This is a genomic window from Dietzia sp. B44 (genome assembly GCF_014145245.1).
Classification (GTDB): domain Bacteria; phylum Actinomycetota; class Actinomycetes; order Mycobacteriales; family Mycobacteriaceae; genus Dietzia; species Dietzia natronolimnaea.
This window is the reverse complement of sequence record NZ_JAALEF010000051.1, coordinates 1-4051: the sequence shown is the minus strand read 5'-3', so window position 1 is coordinate 4051 and position 4051 is coordinate 1. Positions and strand designations below refer to the sequence as shown.

2 protein-coding genes and 1 pseudogene are annotated in these 4051 nt (G+C 68.4%); all 3 read left to right on the top strand.

The window, feature by feature from the left end:
• Positions 1-199 (top strand): annotated as a pseudogene (locus G6017_RS02180) (ComF family protein); the annotation flags it as partial.
• A gap of 242 nt (positions 200-441) precedes the next feature.
• Complete coding sequence (gene hpf, locus G6017_RS02175) at positions 442-1125, top strand: ribosome hibernation-promoting factor, HPF/YfiA family (RefSeq protein WP_182609975.1); 684 nt, start codon at positions 442-444, stop codon at positions 1123-1125.
• Positions 1126-1296: 171 nt separating this feature from the next.
• Positions 1297-4051 (top strand): preprotein translocase subunit SecA (gene secA, locus G6017_RS02170; RefSeq protein WP_182615688.1); only part of this gene is annotated, 2755 nt, incomplete at its 3' end.

Genomic DNA, 4051 nt, shown 5'->3' with positions numbered 1-4051 from the left:
CCGCCGGCGGCCGCGGGGCACCCTGATCCTGGCCACGCCCGGGGCCCCGTCGACGGTCGAGGAGTTGATCGGGACCCCGGCGACGGTCCTGCTGGTGGACGACGTGGTCACCACGGGGGCCACCGCCGCCGCGTGTGTGGGGGTGCTGGGCGAGGGCGGGCTGCGGGTCGACGGGGTGCTCGGGGTCACCGCCGCGTGAGGTCCGGGGCTGCCCGTGGGTGAGTTCCGGACGACTTGCCGCGACTACGGTCCACTGCCCAGACGACCGGGTATCGTTGGGTTCGGACGGGGTTCACCAGCACTTTCACTGAAGTTGTCCGGTGGTCGCCCCGTCCGGAGAGTGTCCACTCAGCCATGTGGGTGTGCCCCTCGACCGGGGTCCCGGGCGGTAACCGGGTCGGTCGCAGAGGCCCGCCGCAGGCCCGATGAGGAGGAGCTTCGATGGCGAAGACCCCCGCAGTCCTGCTCGACCCCGCCACCTTCGACGGTCCGTCGACCGACGACCCCGGTGCCCCTGATGCGCAGGTGACCATCAAGGGCCGGAACGTCGAGGTCCCCGACCACTTCGCGACCCGGATCCACACCAAGCTCGCGAAGATCGAGAAGATCTCGCCCGCGATCACCCGGTTCGACGTGGTCCTTCTGCACGAGAAGAACCCACGCCTGGCCAAGGCCAGCCAGCGGATCGAGATCACCCTCAAGGGCAAGCCGGGTGTCGCCCGCGCCGAGGCCGCGGAGGACACCTTCTACGCCGCCCTGGAGTCGGCGGTCGCCAAGCTCGAGCGGCAGATGCGCAAGGCACGCACCCGCCGGAAGATCAGCCACTCCGGGCACCGTCGACCGCAGTCCGTCGCCGAGGCCACCGCGGAGCTCGCGCCCGAGGCGGCACCGGCGGATGTCATGGACGAGTACGCGGACGGGGTCGACGACCAGCTCCCCGGCCAGATCGTGCGCCGCAAGGAGCACGACGGGACCCCGATGTCGGTCGACGAGGCCCTGGAGAAGATGGAACTCGTGGGACACGACTTCTACCTCTTCCGGGACACCGAGTCCGGCAACGCCACCGTCGTCTACCGGCGGCACGCGTTCGACTACGGACTCATCACGCTGAGTGACGAGGCCTGACGGTCGCAGCCCATACGCCCCGGGGGCGGTCCGGTCCGCATGGACCGGGCCGCCCTCGGCGTGTATCCGCGGCCGACAGCACCTAGGATGAACCGAGGGCCCGCGTGGCCCCCGCGCAGGTAGCCAGATTTCCCGATCAACCCGACCACGAGGACGTTCGAGACTGTGTCCATCCTTTCCAAGCTGCTCCGAGCCGGCGAAGGTCGAAAGCTCAAGCGGTACAGCGCTCTCGCCGAGTACGTGGATACTCTGTCCGACCAGACGGAGAAGCTGAGCGACGACGAGCTCCGCGCCAAGACCGACGAGTTCAAGGCCCGGTTGGCTGAGGGTGAGACGCTGGACGACCTGCTCCCGGAGGCGTTCGCGGTGGCCCGCGAGGCCGCCTACCGGGTCCTCGGGCAGCGGCCGTACAAGGTGCAGATCGTCGGCGCCATCGTCCTGCACACCGGGGCCGTGGCGGAGATGAAGACCGGTGAGGGCAAGACCCTGACCTGTGTCCTGCCCGCCTACCTCAACGCCCTGTCGGGTCAGGGCGTCCACGTGGTCACGGTCAACGACTACCTGGCCAAGCGCGACGCGGAGTGGATGGGCCGCGTCCACCGGTTCCTCGGACTGTCCGTGGGCGCGATCCTCGGCGGCATGACCCCGGCGCAGCGCCGGGAGTCCTACTCCGCCGACATCACCTACGGCACCAACAACGAGTTCGGCTTCGACTACCTGCGCGACAACATGGCGCACGACACCGCGGAACTGGTCCAGCGGGGCCACCACTACGCGATCGTCGACGAGGTCGACTCGATCCTGATCGACGAGGCGCGGACCCCGCTCATCATCTCGGGCCCGGCCGACGGATCGAGCAAGTGGTACGCGGAGTTCGCCCGCATCGCCCCGCTGCTCGAGGAGGGCACGCACTACGAGGTCGACCGCAAGAAGCGGACGATCGGCGTGACCGAGCAGGGCGTCGAGTACGTGGAGGACCAGCTCGGGATCGACAACCTCTACGAGGCGGCCAACTCACCCCTGGTGAGCTACCTGAACAACTCCATCAAGGCCAAGGAGCTGTTCACCAAGGACAAGGACTACATCGTCCGCGACGGCGACGTGATCATCGTCGACGAGTTCACGGGGCGCGTGCTCGACGGACGCCGCTACAACGAGGGCATGCACCAGGCCATCGAGGCCAAGGAGCGGGTGGAGATCAAGGCCGAGAACCAGACCCTGGCCACCATCACGCTGCAGAACTACTTCCGTCTCTACGAGAAGCTGGCCGGGATGACCGGTACGGCCGAGACCGAGGCCGCCGAGCTCTACTCGATCTACAAGCTCGAGGTCATGCCGATCCCGACCAACCGGCCGATGGCGCGCGAGGACCAGGCCGACCTGATCTACAAGACCGAGGAGTCGAAGTTCACCGCGGTCGTGGAGGACATCGCCGAGCGCGTGGAGAAGAAGCAGCCGGTCCTCGTGGGCACCGCGTCCGTCGAGCGCAGTGAGCACCTGTCCAAGCTGCTCACCCGCAAGGGCATCAAGCACCACGTGCTCAACGCCAAGTTCCACGCCTCGGAAGCCCAGATCATCGCGCAGGCCGGTCGACCGGGCGCGGTCACGGTGGCGACCAACATGGCCGGCCGTGGCACCGACATCGTGCTCGGCGGCAACCCGGACATCATCGCCGACCTCAACCTCCGCGAGCGCGGGCTCAATCCCGTGGACACCCCGGAGGAGTACGAGGAGGCGTGGGACGCCGAGATCGAGCGCATGCGCACGCTCAGCAAGCAGGAGGCCGAGCGCGTCCGCGAGGCCGGCGGTCTCTACGTGCTGGGGACCGAGCGCCACGACTCGCGGCGCATCGACAACCAGCTGCGTGGGCGTTCGGGACGCCAGGGCGACCCGGGCGAGTCCCGGTTCTACCTCTCCCTGGGTGACGAGCTTATGCGCCGTTTCAACGGTGCGGCCGTCGAGGCGATCATGAACCGGTTGAGCCTGCCCGACGACGTGCCGATCGAGGCCGGGATGGTCTCGCGAGCCGTGAAGAACGCCCAGACCCAGGTCGAATCGCAGAACTTCGAGATCCGCAAGGACGTCCTCAAGTACGACGAGGTGATGAACCAGCAGCGCACCGTGATCTACGGTGAGCGCAAGCGGATCCTCGAGGGCGAGGACATCACCGACCAGGTCGAGTCGATGATCTACCAGGTGGTCAGCGCCTACGTCGACGGTGCCGCCGCCGAGGGCTATGTCGAGGACTGGGACCTCGACAAGCTGTGGGACGCCCTGGGGCAGCTGTACCCGGTCTCGATCACCGCGCAGTCGATCATCGACGGCGACGAGTACGGGGCGGCGGGTGACCTGTCGGCCAAGAACCTCAAGGACGCGATCCTCGACGACGTCTTCGCCCGGTACGACGAGCGTGAGTCCGAGATCGAGGGCATCGGCGGCGAGGGTGCCATGCGCCAGCTGGAGCGCTCGATCATGCTCCAGGTCCTGGACCGCAAGTGGCGCGAGCACCTCTACGAGATGGACTACCTCAAGGAGGGCATCGGGCTGCGGGCCATGGCCCAGCGTGACCCCCTGGTCGAGTACCAGCGTGAGGGCTACGACATGTTCGCGGCCATGATGGACGGGGTGCGCGAGGAGACCGTCGCGTTCCTGTTCAACGTCAAGGTCGAGGCCAGCCCCCAGCAGAAGACTCTGGCCGCCCCCTCCGCGGCGCAGGCGGCGTCCCTCGCGGGCGCCAACCCGATCCTGCAGGCCGCGGGCACCGGTCGCGACGTCACCGACGACCAGATGCAGTTCTCGGGCCCCTCGGAGACGGGGGAGGCCCAGCTCGTCGACGAGGGCGTCCCGGCGAACCGCGCCGAGCGCCGCTCCCAGGAACGTCAGGACCGGCTCGAACGACGCGAGCGGGCCGCCAAGGCCGCGTCCC